At 71.2% G+C, this 18993-nt stretch carries 16 protein-coding genes and 1 riboswitch; of the genes, 7 read left to right on the forward strand and 9 right to left on the reverse strand.

Going from position 1 to position 18993, the window contains the following annotated elements; genetic code table 11:
* Positions 1-31: 31 nt before the first annotated feature.
* The 5 genes from CRYAR_RS42910 to CRYAR_RS09840 all read left to right on the forward strand — a co-directional run bounded on the left by CRYAR_RS42910 (position 32) and on the right by CRYAR_RS09840 (position 6255).
* Positions 32-2341 (forward strand): Hsp70 family protein, encoded by a 2310-nt coding sequence (locus tag CRYAR_RS42910; RefSeq protein WP_084700295.1) that lies wholly within the window; start codon positions 32-34, stop codon positions 2339-2341.
* A 190-nt stretch (positions 2342-2531) separates the two neighbouring features.
* Positions 2532-3536, forward strand: a complete 1005-nt coding sequence (gene gap, locus CRYAR_RS09825; protein WP_035850039.1) for a type I glyceraldehyde-3-phosphate dehydrogenase — start codon at positions 2532-2534, stop codon at positions 3534-3536.
* A 1-nt stretch (position 3537) separates the two neighbouring features.
* Positions 3538-4737, forward strand: coding sequence for a phosphoglycerate kinase (locus CRYAR_RS09830; protein ID WP_035850040.1), 1200 nt, complete (start codon positions 3538-3540; stop codon positions 4735-4737).
* 1 nt (position 4738) lies between these two features.
* Positions 4739-5545: a triose-phosphate isomerase gene (gene tpiA / locus CRYAR_RS09835; protein ID WP_035850041.1), complete on the forward strand. Its 807-nt coding sequence runs from the start codon at positions 4739-4741 to the stop codon at positions 5543-5545.
* Positions 5546-5595: 50 nt separating this feature from the next.
* Positions 5596-6255, forward strand: coding sequence for a thiamine diphosphokinase (locus tag CRYAR_RS09840; RefSeq protein WP_035850042.1), 660 nt, complete (start codon positions 5596-5598; stop codon positions 6253-6255).
* Here the strand turns inward: CRYAR_RS09840 and CRYAR_RS09845 are convergent.
* From CRYAR_RS09845 to CRYAR_RS09880, 8 genes are all read right to left on the reverse strand, one after another.
* Positions 6228-6947, reverse strand: coding sequence for an ABC transporter permease (locus CRYAR_RS09845; protein WP_035850043.1), 720 nt, complete (start codon positions 6945-6947; stop codon positions 6228-6230). The genes CRYAR_RS09840 and CRYAR_RS09845 overlap by 28 nt on opposite strands.
* Positions 6947-7903: an ABC transporter ATP-binding protein gene (locus tag CRYAR_RS09850; protein WP_035850044.1), complete on the reverse strand. Its 957-nt coding sequence runs from the start codon at positions 7901-7903 to the stop codon at positions 6947-6949. The genes CRYAR_RS09845 and CRYAR_RS09850 overlap by 1 nt, the downstream gene beginning before the upstream one ends.
* On the reverse strand, positions 7900-8766 hold the full coding sequence (locus tag CRYAR_RS09855; RefSeq protein ID WP_035850046.1) for an ABC transporter permease subunit: 867 nt from the start codon (positions 8764-8766) through the stop codon (positions 7900-7902). The genes CRYAR_RS09850 and CRYAR_RS09855 overlap by 4 nt, the downstream gene beginning before the upstream one ends.
* Positions 8763-9695, reverse strand: coding sequence for an ABC transporter ATP-binding protein (locus tag CRYAR_RS09860; RefSeq protein ID WP_035850048.1), 933 nt, complete (start codon positions 9693-9695; stop codon positions 8763-8765). The genes CRYAR_RS09855 and CRYAR_RS09860 overlap by 4 nt, the downstream gene beginning before the upstream one ends.
* 238 nt (positions 9696-9933) lie before the next feature.
* Positions 9934-10503 carry a Uma2 family endonuclease gene (locus tag CRYAR_RS09865; RefSeq protein ID WP_035850050.1) on the reverse strand — a complete coding sequence of 190 codons (570 nt, stop codon included), beginning with the start codon at positions 10501-10503 and terminating at the stop codon, positions 9934-9936.
* Between the two features lie 96 nt (positions 10504-10599).
* Entirely contained in the window at positions 10600-11331 is a 732-nt protein-coding gene (locus CRYAR_RS09870) for a Uma2 family endonuclease (RefSeq protein WP_035850052.1), read from the reverse strand.
* Positions 11332-11396: 65 nt separating this feature from the next.
* Positions 11397-13490, reverse strand: a complete 2094-nt coding sequence (locus CRYAR_RS09875) for a 3-hydroxyacyl-CoA dehydrogenase NAD-binding domain-containing protein (protein ID WP_245620426.1) — start codon at positions 13488-13490, stop codon at positions 11397-11399.
* A complete protein-coding gene (locus CRYAR_RS09880) occupies positions 13487-14689 on the reverse strand; it encodes a thiolase family protein (protein WP_035850055.1) in 1203 nt (400 codons plus the stop codon). Before CRYAR_RS09880 ends, CRYAR_RS09875 begins: the two co-directional genes overlap by 4 nt.
* 137 nt (positions 14690-14826) lie before the next feature.
* A riboswitch (ZMP/ZTP riboswitch) is annotated at positions 14827-14921 on the forward strand.
* Positions 14922-14945: 24 nt separating this feature from the next.
* Between CRYAR_RS09880 and CRYAR_RS09885 the strand changes: the two genes are divergently transcribed.
* Positions 14946-16202: a serine hydroxymethyltransferase gene (locus tag CRYAR_RS09885; protein WP_035850056.1), complete on the forward strand. Its 1257-nt coding sequence runs from the start codon at positions 14946-14948 to the stop codon at positions 16200-16202.
* Positions 16203-16251: 49 nt separating this feature from the next.
* Here the strand turns inward: CRYAR_RS09885 and CRYAR_RS09890 are convergent, their stop codons facing one another.
* Positions 16252-17517, reverse strand: coding sequence for an HRDC domain-containing protein (locus tag CRYAR_RS09890; protein WP_084701812.1), 1266 nt, complete (start codon positions 17515-17517; stop codon positions 16252-16254).
* 365 nt (positions 17518-17882) lie between these two features.
* Here CRYAR_RS09890 and CRYAR_RS09895 point away from each other — a divergent pair, with 365 nt between their 5' ends.
* Complete coding sequence (locus CRYAR_RS09895) at positions 17883-18971, forward strand: S1C family serine protease (RefSeq protein ID WP_157017550.1); 1089 nt, start codon at positions 17883-17885, stop codon at positions 18969-18971.
* The last annotated feature ends 22 nt before the right edge of the window (positions 18972-18993 follow it).

Genomic DNA, 18993 nt, shown 5'->3' on the forward strand with positions numbered 1-18993 from the left:
CGGGGCTAGATCTGTCACCTACTGTTGCGGCGTGGTTGTGGACTCCTTTCGGCTCGGCATCGACTTCGGAACGTCAAGCACCGTCGCGGCGCTGGCCGGGCCGGACGGCCGGGTGCGTCCGCTGCTGTTCGACTCCTCGCCGCTGCTCTCGTCCGCGGTGTTCCTCGGCCCCGACGGGGCGCCGCTGACCGGCGCGGACGCCGAGCGGGCCGGGTTGGCCTACGCGTCGGGCCTTGAGCCGAACCCCAAGCGCCGCATCGACGACGGGACGCTCTGGCTGGGGGAGCGCGAGGTCCGCGTCGTCGATCTGATCGGCGTCGTGCTGCGCCGGGTCGCGGAGGAGGCCTACCGGGTCACCGGACGGTCACCGAGCGGGGTCGTGATCACCCACCCGGCGGCCTGGCGGCAGTCCCGGCTGGGGTCGCTGGCCTCCGCGGCGTCCGCGGCCGGGCTCGGCGACGTGCGGTTCGTGCCCGAACCGGTGGCGGCGGCCGCGTACTTCGTCCGGGTGCTCGGCCACGCGCTCCCGGTCGACCGGTGTCTCGTCGTCTACGACTTCGGCGCCGGGACGTTCGACGTCAGCGTCGTGCGTCCGGTCGGGCCGGGGTTCGAGGTCGTCGCGTCGGCCGGGCTGCCGGACGTCGGCGGGCTCGACCTGGACGCCGCCGTCGTCGCGCACGCCCGAGCGCTGACCGGGGGAGCGACCGACGCCTGGGCGCGCCTCGACTGGCCGCAGAGCCCGGCCGACCAGCAGGCCCGGCACGCGCTCTGGCGCAGCGCCAAGGCCGCCAAGGAGCAGTTGTCGCGGCATCCGGCGGCGGATCTGCACGTGCCGCTGGCCGGCGCCGACGTGCGGGTGACGCGGGAGGAGTTCGAGAAGCTCGCGACCCCGCTGCTCGATCGCACGTCGTCGCTGACGCTGAGCGTGCTGCGTGAGGGCGGGGTCGCCCCGGAGCAGGTCGGTGGGGTGTTCCTGGTCGGCGGTTCGTCCCGGATCCCGCTGGCGGCCACCCTGCTGCACCGGACGCTGCGCATCGCGCCGACCGCGCTCGACTACCCCGAACTCGTCGTCGCCGAAGGCAGCCTCCACGCGATCGGCGCCGTCCCCACCGCCCCGGGCCAACCCGGCAGCGCGCCCGCGTTCGGAGGCCCGCCCACGCCGGGCGCGCAGCCCGGCAGCCCGCACGCGGTCCCACCCGCACCCAGCCCTCCGGGGCCGCGCAGCGCTTCCGGCCCCTGGGGAACCGCCCCGGCGCCGCCCGAACGTCGCCCCACCAGGAAGATCGCGCTCGTCGCCGGATCCGTCGCCGCGGTCGTCCTGCTCGCGCTCGTCGCCGCGCTCGTCGTCCTCAAGCCCTGGGTCGACGACGGCCCCGTCACCGGCGCCACCAAAGGCCCCACGCTCACCGGCCACACCGACGACGTCACCGCCGTCGCGGTCGGTGGCCCCGACGGGACGCTCGCGGCCGGTGCCAGCGACGACGACACGATCCGGTTCTGGAACGTCGAGAGCGGCAAGAAGGACGGACCCGACCTGACCGGCTTCACGATCGCGCCGGACGAGATCGAGTTCAACCCCGACGGCAGCCGCCTGCTGACGCTCTCGGGCTCCACCGTCCAGCTCTGGGACACCGGGAACCGCCGCAACGCGTTCGACACCATCGAGGAGCTCGACACCGAGAAAGGCCTGCAGAGCCCGGGCTCGATCGCCGACGTCGCGTTCGTGAACGACGGTAAGCAGGTCCAGGCCGCGTTCTCCTACGGCTCGGTACTCACCTGGAACACCTCCGACGGCAAGCGGGTCGGCACCTACCCGACCATCGCCGGTGCCGACAAGCTGTTCTCCGACGTCGCGCTCAGCCCCGACGGCACCCGTCTGGCCACCGTCGCCAGCAAGGAGGGCCTGCGCGTCTACGACGTGAAAAAGAAGTCGTTGGTCGGCGGTGAGCTGAAGACCGCGGACGACATCTCCTCCTTCGACAACCTCACGTTCAGCCCGGACGGCACGCGCCTGGCCGTGACCAACTCCTACGACGTGGTCGTGTTCGACGTCGGTAGCGGCAAGGTCGTCGACACCTTCGAGGGCCACACCGGTTCGATCGACACGCTGGCGTTCAGCCCCGACGGCAAGGTCCTCGCGTCGGCGGGCAACGACAACCGGATCCTGCTCTGGGACCTCGCCAACCATCGCGAGCTCACCACCGCGCTCACCGGGCACCAGAAGAAGACCGGTGACACCACGAACTCGATCACCGGGCTGGCGTTCAGCCAGGACGGCAACTACTTGGGCAGCTCGAGCACCGACAAGACGGTCATTCTTTGGAAAATGACCCGGGACTGACCTCGCCGAACGCGTCCCGGAACGCGAGATCGACGCTGAATCGATTCGGCGGGACCGGTACGATGTAACCCGCGGCTCATCGATAGGCTCGACGTCGAGAACGACGTCTCGTCGCCGGTCGGGGGCCTACGGATCGCGGCCGTCGGAGGGGACGAACGAGCCGCACTAAATCATCGGCGAGGGAGTACGCGTGACCATCCGGGTAGGCATCAACGGGTTCGGACGTATCGGGCGCAACTTCTTCCGTGCCGCCCTCACGTCGGGCGCCGACATCCAGGTCGTCGGGGTCAACGACCTCACCGACAACGCCACGCTCGCGCACCTGCTCAAGTACGACAGCATCCTGGGCCGCCTGCCGCACGAGGTGAAGGCAAGCGCGGACGAGATCTCGGTCGGCGGCCAGACGATCAAGGCCCTCGAGGAGCGCGACCCGGCCAAGCTGCCGTGGGGCGACCTCGGCGCCGACGTCGTCATCGAGTCGACCGGTTTCTTCACCGACGCCGCCAAGGCGAAGGCGCACCTCGACGGTGGCGCGAAGAAGGTCATCATCTCGGCGCCGGCCAAGAACGAAGACGTCACGGTCGTCATGGGTGTCAACCACACCGACTACGACCCCGCGTCGCACCACATCATCTCGAACGCGTCCTGCACCACGAACTGCCTCGGCCCGCTGGCCAAGGTGCTCAACGACGAGTTCGGCATCGTCAAGGGCCTGATGACCACCGTGCACGCCTACACGCAGGACCAGAACCTGCAGGACGGCCCGCACAAGGACCTCCGCCGCGCTCGCGCCGCCGCGCTCAACGTCGTCCCCACCAGCACCGGTGCGGCCAAGGCCATCGGCCTGGTGCTGCCGGAGCTCAAGGGCAAGCTCGACGGGTACGCGCTGCGGGTGCCGATCCCGACCGGTTCGGCCACCGACCTCACGGTCGAGCTCGGCCGTGACGCTACGGTCGAAGAGATCAATGCCGCCTACCAGGCCGCCGCGAACGGCCCGCTGAAGGGCTACCTGTCCTACAACAGCGACCCGATCGTGTCGTCGGACATCGTCACCGACCCCGCGTCCTGCATCTACGACGCTCCGCTGACCAAGGTCATCGGCAACCAGGCGAAGGTCGTCGGCTGGTACGACAACGAGTGGGGCTACTCCAACCGTCTCGTCGACCTGGTCAACTACGTCGGCAAGACGCTCTGACGTGAAGAGCCTCGACGACCTGCTCGCCGAGGGGGTTGCGGGTCGGCGCGTCCTGGTACGCGCCGACCTCAACGTCCCGCTCGACGGGCAGCGGATCACCGACGACGGCCGCATCCGCGCGGTGCTGCCGACGATCACCGCGCTCCGTGACGCCGGCGCGAAGGTGATCGTGTTCTCCCACCTCGGCCGCCCCAAGGGCGCGCCGGACCCCAAGTACTCCCTGGAGCCCGTCGCCCAGCGGCTGGACGAGCTGCTCGGTGCCCCGGTGGCGTTCGCCGCCGACACCGTCGGTCCGCAGGCCCAGGAGATCGTCGCCTCGGTCGCCGACGGCGGGGTCGTGCTGCTGGAGAACCTCCGGTTCAACGCCGGTGAGACCAGCAAGGACGACGCCGAGCGCAAGGCGTTCGCGACTCAGCTGTCGCACTTCGCGGGTCAGAACGGTGCCTACGTGGACGACGCGTTCGGCGCCGTGCACCGCAAGCACGCCAGCGTCCACGACCTGGCCGAGCTGCTGCCGGCGTACGCCGGTGGCCTGGTCCGCCGTGAGCTCGAGGTGCTGCGGACGCTGACCGGCACCCCGGAGCGGCCGTACGTGGTCGTGCTCGGCGGCAGCAAGGTCTCCGACAAGCTCGGGGTCATCGACGCGCTGCTGCCCAAGGTCGACACGCTGCTCATCGGCGGCGGCATGTGCTTCACGTTCCTGGCCGCCCAGGGCCACGGCGTGGGCGACTCGCTGCTCGAGCAGGAGATGATCGACACCTGCAAGCGGCTGCTGTCCGAGGGCGGCGACAAGATCGTGCTGCCCACCGACGTGGTGCTCGCCGACGACTTCAGTGCCGACGCCAACACCAAGGTCGTCGCGGCCGACAAGCTGGAAGACGGCTGGAAGGGCCTGGACATCGGCCCGGCGTCGGTCGAGCTGTTCGCGAGCAAGCTGGCCGGCGCGAAGACCGTGTTCTGGAACGGCCCGATGGGTGTGTTCGAGCTCGCTCCGTTCGCCGCCGGAACCAAGGGCGTGGCCGAAGCGGTCGCGTCCGTCGACGGCCTCACGATCGTCGGCGGTGGCGACTCGGCCGCCGCGGTTCGCCAGCTCGGCATCGACGAAGCGCGGTTCGGCCACATCTCCACCGGTGGCGGAGCCTCGCTGGAGTTCCTCGAAGGCAAGGAACTGCCCGGCGTCGCCGTACTCGAAAGGGCCTGACATGGCGAAGAAGGTCACCTTCGACCGGCGTCCGCTGATCGCGGGCAACTGGAAGATGAACCTCAACCACCTCGAGGCGATCTCGCTCACCCAGAAGGTGGCGATCAGCCTCACCGAGGAGCAGCTCGGCCTCGTCGAGGTCGCGGTGATCCCGCCGTTCACCGATCTGCGTAGCGTCCAGACGCTCGTCGACGGCGACAAGCTGCTCATCGTCTACGGTGCGCAGGACCTGTCGCCGTACGACAGCGGGGCCTACACCGGGGACATCTCCGGTGCGATGCTCGCGAAGCTCGGCTGCACCTACGTGGTGATCGGCCACTCCGAGCGGCGCGAGTACCACAACGAGGACGACGCGCTGGTCAACGCGAAGGTCAAGGCCGCGTTCAAGCACGGGCTCACGCCGATCCTGTGCGTGGGCGAGGGCCTGCCGGTGCGCGAGGAGTCCCAGCACGTCGCGCACTGCACGACGCAGCTCGATGCGGCGCTGGCGAAGATCCCGGCCGATCAGGTCAAGGACATCGTCATCGCGTACGAGCCGGTGTGGGCGATCGGCACCGGCAAGGTCGCCACCCCCGACGACGCGCAGGAAGTCTGCGGCGCGATCCGGGCGCGGCTGGCCGAGAAGTACTCGCCGGAGATCGCGAACGGCATCCGGGTCCTCTACGGCGGCTCGGTGAAGGCGAAGAACGTCGCCGCGATCATGGCGAAGCCCGATGTGGACGGCGCGCTGGTGGGCGGCGCGAGCATCGACGCGGACGAGTTCGCGACGATCGCGCGCTTCCCCGAGCACGCGACGGCCGCGAGCTGAGCAGCTTCACCGAATCGGCCGGGGGTTCGCCCCCGGCCGATTCGTCTCTCGTGATCGTCGTCGCCGGGGGCGAGGCGCCGAACGCCGACGCGCTGGCGGGCCTGCCGGCGGACGCGTTCGTCGTCGCCGCCGACTCCGGGGCGGACGGGGCGCACGCGATCGGGCTGCGGGTCGGGCTCGCGATCGGTGACTTCGACTCCGCGTCCGAGGGCGCCGCCGAGCGGGTCGAAGCCGCCGGCGGGCGGGTCGAGCGGTATCCGGCGGCGAAGGACGCGACCGACCTGGAGCTGGCGCTCGACGCGGCGCTGGCCCGGCGGCCCGGACGCATCGTCGTCCTCGGGGGAGCCGGCGGCCGGTTCGACCACTGGCTCGCGGTGGCGTTCCTGCTGGCGTCCCCGCTCTACGCCGGGGTGGCGATCCAGGCCCGCTGGGCCGAGGCGACGGTGACCGTGGTGCGGTCCTCCGGCACCACGCTGACCGGCCGCCCCGGCGACGTCCTCACGCTCCTGCCGGTCCACGGACCGGCGCTGGGCGTGCGGGCCGAGGGCGTCGAGTGGCCCCTCCACGACGAGGACCTGGCCCCCGGCACGACCCGGGGCGTCTCGAACGTCCTCACGCGCACCACCGCTCGGGTGAGTACGCGTGAGGGGGTCCTGCTCGCCGTTCAGCCGTCGGAACGCGGTCAGCCGGTCTCGCCGCGGACCGAGTAGGCGCTCAGGCGATCGATCGCCAGCGTGGTCGCGGCCACCGCCAGCACCGCCGTGGCGAGCACGGCGTAGAGCGCCGACAGGTTCGCCGTCACCAGATCGGTGGACGCGACCCGGTCACCCACCGCGACCGCGAACTGGCGGATGCTCAGCCACCGGACCCCGGACAGGATGCTGACCAGCGTCCCCTCCCAGATCACCAGGTAGCCCAGGGCGATCAGCACCGGACGGCGACTCACGACGCTCAGCGCCACGAACAGCGTGCTGTACGCGACCGTGCCGACGAACGCGCCGACCGCCAGCCCGACCCCGAGCCGGGCCGAATCCACGATGACGCCGGCGATGAACATCGGCACCGCGGTGGCCAGCGTGGTGATGCCGATCGCCACGGCCAGCTTCGTCAGCACGATCGTTCCGCGCGAGACCGGCGTGGTCAGGATCGTGACCGCGCTGCCGTCCTCCAGCTCCGACCCCAGCACCCCCGTGCCGACGATCATCGCGATCAGCGGCAGCACCACGGCGAACCCGACCTGGGTCAGCACCGGATCGGCCCACCGATCGGGAGAGACCCCCGAGGCCCGCCCGATCAGTGTGGCCCCGATCAACAGCAGCGGCAGCGGCAGCAGCAGGAAGAACCGGCGCCGGCCCAGGAGCCCACGCGTGGTGATCCGAGCGATCACTCCGGCCACAGCCATCACTGGCCTCCTTCGATGAGGTACGAGAAGACGCTTTCGAGCGACTCGTCGGCGGGAAGCACCTGGTAGAGCCGCACCCCGGCGGAGCGCGCCGTCGGCGGCAGCGCACGCGTGAACGCGCCGTAGTCGCGGGCCCGCACCAGCAGCCCCGGCGGCTCCAGTTCGACGCCGGAGACACACTCCAGGCCCAGCAGCGCGACGCCCAGCGCGCGGTCGTCGCTGGAGGCGAGCCGGAACTCGTGCGGTCGCTGCGTCATCAACCGGCGGATCGCGCGGTGATCGCCGGACGCGGCGAGGCGGCCGGCCACCATCACCTGGATCTGCTGGGAGACCTGCTCGACCTCCTCCAGGATGTGCGAGCTGAACAGCACCGTGCGCCCGGCCTCGCCCATCCGCTGGAGCAGTTCCATCAGCTCCAGGCGTTGCCGGGGGTCCATGCCGTTGAACGGCTCGTCGAGCAGCAGGACGGCCGGGTCGTGCACCAGCGCGGCGGCGACCCGGGCGCGCTGACGCATGCCCTTGGAGTACGTGGCGATCCGCCGGTCGGCCGCGCTGCCGAGCCCCACCATCGCGATCGCCCGGTCGGCGGCGGCCCGCGCGTGCGGCAGCCGGTGCAGCTTCGCGGTGGCCTCGACCAGCTCACGGGCCGACAGGAACCCGTACGTGTCCTCGCGGTCGACGACCAGCCCGAGCGAGGCGTAGATCCCCGGGTTCCGCCAGACCGGGGCGTCGCCCAGCCGGATCGAACCCCGGGAGGGCTGCAGCAGCCCGGCCATCAGGTGCAGCAGCGTGGTCTTCCCGGCCCCGTTGGGCCCGAGCAGGCCGGTGACGCCGGTGCCGATCGACATCGAGATGTCGTTGACCGCGACGACGTTGCCGAACCAGCGCGAGACCCCCTCGATCTCGAGCACGGCGTGCGCCGGGGCTTCCGGTCGCGTGACGGTCGGGGCGCTCATGCCGGGACCTTCCGGTATCGGGCCACCAGCAGCGCGGTGCAGGCGGCGATGACGACGACGGCGTACGCCAGCAGCAGCGGCCCGTAGACGACCTGGTCGTCGCTGTAGGGGACCTTGCCGTCCGCGTAGAGCCAGACGCTGAGGTAACTCAGCGCGGTCGGCGGGCTGACCATCGAGACCAGCTCGGTGGTGCCCTCGCTGCCCCCCAGTTCCTGGGCGACACCGACCGCCGGGAGCGCGATCAGGAACACCGCGACGACGGCCGCGGCGGCGATCGCCCGGCGCCGGATCAGCGACGCGACGAGCAGGCTGATCGACGTCAGCACCAGGGCCGACAGCGCGGCGTGGGCGAGCCCCTGCGCGGAGTCGACCGCCGCGTCACCGACGCCGCTCGCGCCGTCCTTGGTGGAGAGCGCCCCGCCGGCGAACATGATCAGCAGCGGCCCGGCCAGCACCAGGAAGATCGCGGTGATCGCGCCGGTCAGCCGGGCCAGCGCGTAGTCCGAGCGGCGCAGCGGCCGGGCCAGGTACAGCCCCAGGGCCCGGGTCTGCTGGTCCCGCGACGTCAGCTCGGGCGCCACCGCGGCCAGCAGCAGGATGACGAGCGTCGCCATGTTGTCGACGAACTGGGGACCGTTCATCACGGCCTCGCCGGTCTGCGCCTTGATCGCGGTCATCACCACCGCGACGGCGGCGATGATGCCGATGATCGCCCAGCTGAAGATCTTCGCTTTCACCCCGCGGCCGAGACCGAACGCGGTGCGCACGGTGTGGGCGTAGAGCGTGCGGAACGCGTACCCGCGACCGAGCCGCGGCCCGGTGTAACGCTGGTAGCCGAGGTCATGGATGACGCCAGTAGTCACGAGGCCCTCGCAAAGAGTTCGGCGACGCGGTGACGCCGCTGGTCCAGCCGGTGCAGCGCCAGGTGCAGGTCCGCGACGGCGTCCAGGATCTGGTCGTACGTGCGCGGGTCGACGAGCGGCACGACGACGGTCCGCCCGTCGTGCGTGGCCGCGATCTCGCGGGAGCGCAGCAGCTCGGCGAGCGCTTCGGCCCCGTCGTCGACCTCGATGACGAGTTCGTCCTGACCGGCGGTCATCGCGTCGACGCGGTCGGCACGCAGCAGCTTGCCGCCGTCGAGTGCGACCAGGTAGTCGCAGATCCGCTCGATCTCCCCGAGCAGGTGCGAGCAGATCACGACCGTGATGCCGAACTCGCTGCCGATCCGGCGGACCAGGTCGAGCATCGCGTCGCGGCCGGCCGGGTCGAGGCCGTTCGTCGGCTCGTCGAGCAGGAGCAGGTCGGGGTCGTGCACCAGCGCCTGCGCGAGCTTCACCCGCTGCTTCATTCCGGTGGAGTAGCCGCCGATCTGCCGGTAGCGCTCCTCGTAGAGCCCCACGTGCCGGAGCGTCTCGGAGGCCCGCTCCCGTGCGGTCGCTTTCGGCAGGCCACTGATCCGGCCGAAGTGCGTGACCAGCTCGGCCGCGGAGATGTCCGGCGGCAGGCAGTCGTATTCGGGCATGTACCCGACCCGGGCGCGGACGAGCTCGCCGTCGACGGTGGGGTCGAGCCCCAGGACCTCGATGGTGCCGCTGGAGGGCGGCAGCAGACCGAGGACGATCTTGAGGAACGTCGACTTCCCGGCGCCGTTCGCACCGACGAGGCCGACCACACCGCCCGTGGTCCCCGTTCCGGAGACCACTGCGGAGTCGATCGTGACGGACAGGTCATCAAGCGCCCGTACGCCACCGTCGTACTGTTTCGCCAGGGATCGAGTCGTTATGACGGTCACGGCGGGTAACTGTAGGGAGTCCTACACCGCCGGCACATCGGGAATACCCCTGAGCCGCAGCCCTGGGAATCTCCGCCGTAGGCAGGACAAGCCCGTTGCCCGCGGGGGTGTCGCGCGGGCAACGGGCGGCAACCGAGCGACGGATCCCGGACCGACCCCGCCGGTAAACCGGTCCGGTGGTCCTCCCGCTCGGAGACTGCGCCCGCCAGAGGCGGGATCTACCGCCAGAAGGCGGGATCTACCGCCAGAGGGCGGGATCGATCTGGATCTGGAACGGCTCTTCGAGCGTGAACAGATCGCGGTGCTCGGTGGGCTTCTCGTAGGTCTTGTTGCCGCCGAGGCGATAGGCGTAGCAGATGACCTCGGGCTCGGTCTCCAGGCGCAGGTAGAGCGGAATTCCCCAGGCCGCGTAGACCGCCACCTTCGTGGTGCGGTCGGGCGTGTAGGAATGGCGCGACACGACCTCGGCCGCGAGCGAGACCTCGTGCGGGTGCGCCCAGCCGCGGTGCGCACCTCGCCGGGTCAGCTCGCGCGGGACGACGAGGATGTCGGGAGCCCGGAGTTCGGCGACCACCCGGCCGTCGTAGATCCGGACCTCACCCTCCTGGACCGGCCAGTACTGGCTCGGGCACTGCTCCTCGAGGACGTTCGCCAACCGGCGGCACGCTTCCTGGTGCCAGAACGTGGGCCGGGGCGAGACGACCAGCCGACCGTCCTCGATCTCGTAGTGCACGCCCTCCGGGACCTGCACCAGCTCTTCGTCGGACCATCCGTCCGGGGGTTCGTAGAGTCCTACCGCGGCTGTCATGCCGGTCACGGTAGGGACTGGTGTGTGCGCTGGTGATCCCTCCACGTATCGCCGCGCGTCCCCCATGCATCAGCCCGCCGCGCCGAGCGCACTAAGTCAGCGCAACGCCGCCAACTCGATCCGAATCGGGTAGGGATCGTCCGTTTCGAAGACCTCGGCGTGTTCGACCGGAGTCAGGTAGGTCTTGGTCACCGGATCGAGGCGGTACTCGTAGAGCGCGACCGACGGCTCACGTTCAATGCGCAGATATAGCCCGACGCCCCATTCGGCGTACACGCCGACTTTCGTGATTCGGTCGGCGACCCTGGAACCGGTGGAAACAATCTCGGCCGCGACGGGAACCTCGTTCGGCTGGATCCATCCCCGTTCGGCGTCGCGCTCCCGAAGAGCCCGGGGAAGCACCATGACATCTGGGATGCGACGCTGCACGATGTGGCCGGCGTCGTTCAGAACACGAATTTCGCATTCGTAGAGCGCGATCAAGTCGCGCGGACAATTTTCCCGGAGAGCGGCCGTAACGATGAATCCAGCGTCCTGGTGCCAGGGGATGGGCTGCGGAGTCACGATGAGGTGTCCGTCCTCGATCTCGTAACGCACGCCCTCGGGAATCTCGGCGAGCATGTCGTCGGTCCACCCGAATGGCCCCGGCCTGGCGCTCAGGCTCTCGAAACCCACGATGGCGGTCATGACGTCGAAGCTATCGGGATCCTCAATGGAATCCGCATCCCGGAAAGTATTTGTGGATAGCGAGCGGTATATGTTCTCGCGAACCCGCTTTCGGTACACGATCGCCTCGGGATTGGGCTCGATCGGGTCATCTTCATCCACAGAATGAGAGTAGCTCTTGACGGCAGCGGCCCGGCATCCCTCAAGGGACACCGGGCCGCGGGGGATCAGGCCGGGAGGCTGGCTACTCCGGGGGCCAGGAAACGCTGGCCGGTCACCTTCTCCGCGACGCCGACGCGGTCCAGGTACGGCGTGATGCCGCCGAGATGGAACGGCCAGCCCGCGCCGAGGATCATGCACAGGTCGATGTCCTGCGCCGCCGCGACCACGCCCTCGTCCAGCATCAGCCGGATCTCCTCGGCCAGCGCCGCGAGCGCCCGCTCACGGATCTCGTCCGCGGACGGCCCGCCGGTCCGCGGGCCGTAGATCTCGGCCACCGCCGGATCGACGACCGGCGAACCGCTCGACCAGTCGAGGAACGCGGTCTTGCCCGCCCCGACCACCGTGCGCATGTTCTCCGACACGTAGAACCGCGAGGGGTACGCCTCGTGCAGCGTCTCGGACACGTGCAGCGCGATCGCCGGACCCACCAGCTGCAACAGCAGCAGTGGGCTCATCGGCAGCCCCAGCGGCTCCAGCGCCCGGTCGGCCTCCAGCAGGTCGGTGCCCTCGTCGATCGCGCGCGTGACCTCGCCCAGGAACCGGGTCAGCAACCGGTTGACCACGAACGCCGGGGCGTCCTTGACCAGCACGCACGACTTACCCAGCGACTTGCCGACCGAGAACGCGGTGGCCAGCGACGCGTCGTCGGTCTGCTCGGCGCGGACGATCTCCAGCAGCGGCAGCACCGCGACCGGGTTGAAGAAGTGGAATCCGACGACCCGCTCCGGGTGCTGCAACCTCGACGCCATCTCGGTCACCGAGAGCGACGAGGTGTTCGTGGCGAGCACGCACGACGGCGACACGACGGCTTCGACGTCGGCGAACACCTGCTGCTTGACGCCGATCTCCTCGAACACCGCCTCGATGACGAAGTCCGCGTCGGCGAACGCGTCCTTGGTCAGCGAGCCGGTGACCAACGCCTTCAGGCGGTTGGCCCGGTCCGGCGACACCCGCTTGCGCGAGAGCAGCTTGTCGATCTCGCCGTGCACGTAGCCGACGCCCTTGTCCAGGCGGGCCTGGTCGAGGTCGGTCAGCACGACCGGCACCTCGAGCTTGCGCGCGAACAGCAGCGCGAGCTGACCGGCCATCAGCCCGGCGCCGACCACGCCCACCTTCGTCACCGGCCGGGCGAGCTTCCGGTCCGGCACCCCGACCGGGCGCTTCGCGCGCTTCTGCACCAGGTCGAACGAGTACAGGCCGGCGCGCAGCTCGTCGCCCATGATCAGGTCGGCGAGCGCCTCGTCCTCGGCGGCGGTGCCGTCCTCGAACGTCGACGTCCTGGCCGCGGCGATCAGGTCGAGGGCCCGGTACGGCGCCGGGGAGGCGCCGTGCACCTTGCCGTCCGCGACCGCGCGGCCCCAGGCGACGGCGTCGTCCCAGGCTTGCCCGCGGTCGATCTCCGGGCGCGCGACCTCGACGTCTCCACGCAGCACCCCGGCCGCCCACTCCAGCGACCGCTCCAGGAAGTCGGCCGGCTCGAAGAGAACGTCGCCGATGCCCAGCTCCAGGTATTGCGTGGGCTTGAGCATCTTGTTCTGGTTCAGCGCGTTCTCGACGATCACCGTCACCGCGTTCCCGGCGCCGATGAGGTTCGGCAGCAGCCAGGTGCCGCCCCAGCCCGGTACCAGTCCGAGGAACACCTCGGGCAGCGCGAGCGCGGCCGCGCCGGAGGAGATCGTGCGGTAGTCGCAGTGCAGGCCGATCTCGATGCCGCCGCCCATCGCGGCACCGTTCACGAACGCGAACGTCGGCACCGACGCGTCGCGCAGCCGGGCGAACGTCGCGTGGCCGAGCCGGCCGATCGCCAGCGCCTGCTCGCGGTCGGTGAGGCGGGGGACGCCGTCGAGGTCGGCGCCGACCGCGAAGATGAACGGCTTGCCGGTGACCGCGATCGCCTTGACGCCCGGCGAGTGGGCCTCGATCTCGTCCAGAGCGGAGTTGAGGGAGGCCAGACCGCCCGGGCCGAACGTCGAGGGACGCGTGTGGTCCTTGCCGTTGTCCAACGTGATCAGCGCGATCTCGCCGTCCAGGCCGGGCAGCGCCAGGTAGCGGACGAACGCGTTCGTCACGACCTCGTCAGCGAATTCGGGGGTCGTCACTTGGTGCCCTCCCAGTTCGGGTTCTCCCAGATGACCGCCCCGCCCATGCCGATGCCGATGCACATCGCGGTGAGCCCGTAGCGCACGTCCGGACGCTCCGCGAAGTGCCGCGAGAGCTGGGTGAAGAGCCGGACGCCGGAGGACGCCAGCGGGTGACCGATCGCGATCGCGCCGCCCCACGGGTTGACGCGCTCGTCGTCGTCGGCGATGCCGAAGTGGTCGAGCAGTGCGAGCACCTGCACCGCGAACGCCTCGTTGAGCTCGAACAGCCCGATGTCGTCGATGCCCAGACCGGCCTTCGCCAGCGCCTTCTCGGTGGCCGGTACCGGGCCGACGCCCATCACCTCGGGCTCCACGCCCACGAACGCGAACGACACCAGCCGGGCGCCGATCGGGAGGCCCAGTTCACGGGCCACGTCCTCGGCGGCCAGGATGCTCGCGGTCGCCCCGTCGTTCAGGCCGGCCGCGTTGCCCGCGGTGACCCGGCCATGCGGGCGGAACGGCGTCTTGAGCCCGGCCAGGCCCTCCAGCGTCGTCTCCGGGCGCGGCGGCTCGTCGGCGGTGGCCAGGCCCCAGCCCTTCTCCGCGCTGCGGGTGGCGACCGTGACCAGGTCGCGCTGGATCTTGCCGTTGGCCAGCGCCTTCGCGTACTTCTGCTGGCTGGCGAGCGCGAACGCGTCCGCCCGCTCGCGCGTCAGGTGCGGGAAGCGGTCGTGCAGGTTCTCCGCGGTCTGGCCCATCACCAGCGCCGACGGGTCGACGATGCGCTCGGACAGGAAGCGGGGGTTCGGGTCGACGCCCTCACCCATCGGGTGGCGTCCCATGTGCTCGACACCACCGGCGATCGCGACGTCGTACGCGCCGAACGCGATGCCGCCGGCGACGCTCGTGGCCGCGGTCATCGCGCCCGCGCACATGCGGTCGACGGCGAAGCCGGGCACCGACTTCGGCAGGCCGGCCAGCAGCGCGGCGGTCCGGCCGATCGTCAGGCCCTGGTCACCGGTCTGGGTGGTGGCCGCGATGGCCACCTCGTCGATCCGCGCAGGCGGCAGCGACGGGTTACGGCGGAGCAGCTCGCGGATGGTGCGGATCACGAGGTCGTCGGCGCGCGTCTCGGCGTAGATCCCCTTCGGCCCGGCCTTGCCGAACGGGGTGCGGACGCCGTCGACGAAGACCACGTCACGGCTCTGACGGGACACAGGTCCTCCACGGATTGGAAATATCTGGCGCGAATGCTACTCGCCGGTAACACCGACCGGTAACGCACCTAAAACGTGTGACGAGGCACACCGCCCATGTAACACGCCGTCGGGTGCTCCTCCCCTCGCCGCTAGGGTGGAGGCGTCGCGACTGGCGCAGTCAAAGGTGGAAGCAACCACCGGGAAGCGACACGGATCCCGTACGAAAACACCGTGCGCCTGGGTGGCGGGGCTGACGACATCAGGGAGCTTTTCGATGACGCTCAACCAACCGCCCACGCCGCACCTCGCCGCGGAAGACCCCGACGTCGCCCGGCTCGTCGAGGCCGAGGCCCAGCGCCAGCAGGACACGATCCGGCTCATCGCGTCGGAGAACTACGTGTCCGCGGCCGTGCTCGAGGCCACCGGGTCGGTGTTCACCAACAAGTACTCCGAGGGGTACGCCGGTAAGCGGTACTACGAGGGCCAGCAGCTGGTAGACCCGCTCGAGGAGCTGGCGATCGCCCGCGCGAAGGCCGTGTTCGGCGCCGAGCACGTCAACGTGCAGCCGTACTCCGGCTCGCCGGCGAACCTCGCGATCTACCTCGCCGTGCTCAAGCCGGGCGAGACCGTGCTGGGCATGGGGCTGCCGAGCGGCGGGCACCTCACCCACGGCTGGAGCGTGTCGGCCACCGGCAAGTGGTTCAACGCGGTGCACTACGGCGTCCGCAAGGAGACCGGCCGCGTCGACCTGGACGAGGTGCGCGACCTGGCGCTGCGCGAGCGTCCGAAGCTGATCTTCTGCGGCGGCACCGCGGTGCCGCGCACGATCGACTTCGCCGGCTTCGCCGCCATCGCGAAGGAGGTCGGTGCGGTGCTCGCGGCCGACGTCGCGCACATCGCCGGGCTGATCGCCGGCGGCGCGCACCCGTCGCCGGTCGGCCACGCCGACATCATCTCGACGACGACGCACAAGACCCTCCGCGGGCCGCGCGGCGCGATGCTCATGTCCACCGAGGAGTGGGCGAAGCCGCTGGACAAGGCCGTGTTCCCGGGCCTGCAGGGCGGGCCGCACAACCACACGACGGCGGCGATCGCGGTCGCGCTGAAGGAAGCGGCGACGCCGGAGTTCTCGGCCTACGCCCACCAGATCGTCGCGAACGCGTCCGCGCTGGCCGACGCCCTGCTCGAGCGCGGCTTCGACCTGGTCTCCGGCGGCACCGACAACCACCTGATCCTGGCCGACCTGTCGCCCAAGGGCATCGGGGGCAAGCCGGCCGCGAAGGCGCTCGACCGCGCCGGGATCGAGCTCAACTACAACACGGTGCCGTTCGACCCGCGCAAGCCGTTCGACCCGTCGGGCATCCGGATCGGCACCGCCGCGGTCACGACGCGTGGGCTCGGCACCGCCGAGATGCCGCTGATCGCGGACTTCATCGACCGCGCGGTGGCCGCCGAGGGCGACGAGCCCGCCCTCGACGCGATCGCCGCCGAGGTCCGCGCGCTCCTGGCATCGTTCCCCGTCCCGGCCTGACCGTCCGAACCGAACCCCGGCCCGCCGCCCGGCGAGCCGGGGTTCGGCGTCAGTCGGCGAGTGCTTCCACGAGGCCGGGGCCGACCAGGCCGATCTGCCACTCGCGGGCGCCGAGCGTGCGCAGAGCCTGCTCGACGCCGTCCAGGTCGCCCGGGTCGGGCGGCGACCAGCAGAGCCGGCGGACGGTGTCGGGCGAGATCAGGTTCTCGGCCGGCACGTTGTGTTCGGTCGACAGACCGCTCACCACCGCCTTCGCCCGCGTCAGGCGGGTCGCCGCCGCCGGGTCGCGATCGGCCCAGCGGTGGGCCGGCGGCGGCCCGTCCCCGCCGGTGGCGGTGGTCGGCAGCTCGTCCTGGGTCAGGGCCCGCGCCGAGGTCAGCGCGCCCAGCCAGGTCCCGGCCAGCCTCCGCGTCGCCCGGCCCGAGTAGACCGGCAGCGACAGCAGCGCCCGCTCGTCGGCCGGGTCGGCCTGCGCGGCGGCCACGATCGCCGAGTCCGGCAGCACCCGCCCGGGGGCCAGGTCCCGGCGGCGCGCGATCTCGTCCCGCGCCTCCCAGAGCGCGCGCACGCGGGCCAGGCCCCGGGCGGTACGCACCCGGTGGATCCCGGACGTCCGCCGCCACGGCTCGGCCCGCGGCGCCGGCGGCTTGCTCGCCACCAGCGCGGCGAACTCCTCGTCGGCCCACGCCTGCTTGCCCTGCCGCTCCAGCTCCGCGGCGAGCGCGTCACGCAACTCCACCAGCAGTTCGACGTCGAGCGCCGCGTAGGTCAGCCACTCGACCGGCAGCGGACGCGTGCTCCAGTCCGCCGCGGAGTGGCCCTTCTCCAGCGTCCGGCCCAGCACCCGCTCGGTCATCGCCCCGAGCCCCACCCGCTCGAACCCGGCCAGCCGCCCGGCGAGCTCGGTGTCGAACAGCTTGCGCGGACGCAGCCCCAGCTCGGCCAGGCACGGCAGGTCCTGGCTGGCGGCGTGCAGCACCCACTCGGTGTCGACGATCGCGGCGTCGACCACCGCCAGGTCGTCGAACGGCAGCGGGTCGATCAGCACGGTGTGCCCGGCCTTCTCGCCGCCGCGCCGCAGCTGCACCAGGTAGGCGCGCTGGCCGTACCGGTAACCGGAGGCGCGCTCGGCGTCCACCGCGACCGGTCCGCTCGCCGCGGCCAGGCGCGCTGCCGCCTCGGCGAGGGCATCGGCGGTGTCGACCGGCTCCGGCGTGCCGTCACGCGGGACCAGCAGCGGGACCGGAGCGGGCGGTTCGTCGACCGACCCGGTCGTCGGGCGCAACGTCGGCTGCTCCGTGTGGTCTGCACCCATGTTCGCCGCGTCGTTCACACCTTCACCGTAGCGAGGCGGTCGGTCGCGGTGGGTGTCGGCACGCTCGATCGGCCCCCGAGCGGGGGTCCGACGTGCGTCCGACCGGCGTCGGATGCACGTCACAACCCCTCTGACGTGTCGACCTGGTCGACGCCGATCAGTACGGTGAGTTCTGGTTAGCCGGTGGAGAAGGGCAGCTCACGATGTCAGACGGCGGGGACGACACGTCCGCTGCGCCCGTAACGCACGGTGCACCGACCGGCCCGTTACCGGGGCCGCGGCCGCCGGTGAGCGGCTGGCCGCAACCCTCCCAGTACGGGGGCTCGCCGGTTCCCCCGCCGACGCCGAGCCAGACCACCGGCCCGGTGCCCAGCCGGCCGACCGAGGCGTTCGCCCGGCCGACCAGCACGTTCGCTCCGCCCACCAACGGGTACGCCCCGGCCGGCGGGTACGCCTCCGCCGCGCCGGCGTCCGCCCCGCCGGCCTCGGCGCCTCCCTACGGCACCGGCTATCCGGGCACCGGCCCCCAGGGTCCGGGCCACTCCGGTCCGGGCTACGGGCTTCCCGGGGGTGGATATCCCGGCTCCGGTGGGCCGACGAGCGCGGTGCCGTTCGGCTCGGGGCCGCCCGGCGGGGGCTTACCGCCCGTGCGTGGCGACCGGCGCCCGCGGCCGTTCGGCCTGATCGGGCTGGTGCTCGCGATCGTGCTGCTGATCGTCGTCATCGTGCAGGGCATTTTCCTGGTGAACGTCTCCGGTGACCTCGACGACGCCCAGGCGGCGCAGGCCAAGGCCGAGACGGCGTCGGCCAAGGACCGTGAGGACATGTCGAACCTCACCAAGCGCGTGCAGTCCCTCGAGGAACGTACCGAGGGCACGCTCAACTCCACCGCGGTCGCGAAGAAGGTGCTGCCGTCGGTGTTCAGCGTGCGCGCCGGGCAGGCCACCGGGACGGCGTTCGCGTTCGCCACCGCCCCCGGTGGCGGCACGCTGCTGATCACGAACTACCACGTCGTCGACTCGCTGGTCTCCTCCGGCGGGAAGAACGCGACGATCACTCGCAACTCGGAGACCTACCCGGTCACGATCGACCGCACGGACAAGGACCGCGACCTTGCCGTCCTCCGGACGAAAGCGAAGTTCACCCCGCTCAAGCCGTCCGAGGAAGAGGTCGAGCCGGGCGACCCGGTGATCGTCGTCGGTGCGCCGCTCGGTCTGACCGACACCGTCACCACCGGCGTGGTCAGCGCGATCCGCGACGACGTCGAGGGCCTGGCCACGCGGGTCATCCAGTTCGACGCCGCGATCAACCCCGGCAACTCCGGAGGGCCGGTGATCAACGCCGAGGGCGAGGTCGTCGGCATCGCCCAAGCCAAGATCATCGCCGAGGGAGCCGACGGACTCGGCCTCGCCATCCCGATCGGAGAGGCCTGCAAGGGTCTCATCTCCTGCTGAACCGCCACGTGAACGACCCTGG

The sequence above is a fragment of the Cryptosporangium arvum DSM 44712 genome, from assembly GCF_000585375.1.
GTDB classification, from domain to species: domain Bacteria; phylum Actinomycetota; class Actinomycetes; order Mycobacteriales; family Cryptosporangiaceae; genus Cryptosporangium; species Cryptosporangium arvum.